Here is a 664-nt window from a genome sequence, read left to right as displayed (position 1 = left end):
TTGCCCTCTTCCATCGTCGGCGAGAGCGCGGGCATGAGAATTTCGATCGGCATGTCCTTGCCCTCCCTTTACAGTACGATGTCGGTCCAGAGCTCGGACGGATCCGGCTCGGCGTCGTTCTGGGCAAATTCGGCGGCGTCGGCGACGATGTCGCGGACCTCCTTGTCGATGGCCTTGAGCTCGTCCTCGCTGGCCCATTTCTTGTCGAGCAGCCGCGCCCTGACCTGCTCGATCGGGTCATGCTCGGAGCGCATCTTCTGCACTTCTTCCTTGGAGCGGTACTTCGCCGGATCGGACATCGAATGGCCGCGATAGCGGTAGGTCTGCATCTCCAGGATCAGCGGGCCGTTGCCGGCGCGGCACCATTCGGTGGCGAGATCGGCGGCGGACTTGACGGCGCGCACGTCCATGCCGTCGACCTGGATGCCGGGGATCTTGAAGGATGCGCCGCGATGGGAGAAATCGGTCTCGGCCGAGGAGCGCGACACCGAGGTGCCCATGGCGTAGCGGTTGTTCTCGATGATGAAGATCACGGGCAGCTTCCACAGCGAGGCCATGTTGAAGCTTTCGTAGACCTGGCCCTGGTTGGCGGCGCCGTCGCCGAAATAGGTCAGCGACACGTTCTTGTTCTCGCGATAGCGGTTGGCGAAAGCGAGACCGGTGC

General features: G+C 63.1%; 1 protein-coding gene. It reads right to left on the bottom strand.

Annotation, left to right across the window (positions count from 1 at the left end; all coding sequences use genetic code 11):
- Positions 1–68: 68 nt before the first annotated feature.
- Positions 69–664 (bottom strand): thiamine pyrophosphate-dependent enzyme (locus EN781_RS33620; protein WP_245492726.1); only part of this gene is annotated, 596 nt, incomplete at its 5' end.

The organism is Mesorhizobium sp. M4A.F.Ca.ET.090.04.2.1 (assembly GCF_003999085.1).
Lineage (GTDB): Bacteria > Pseudomonadota > Alphaproteobacteria > Rhizobiales > Rhizobiaceae > Mesorhizobium.
This window is presented reverse-complemented; position numbering and strand designations above follow the sequence as displayed.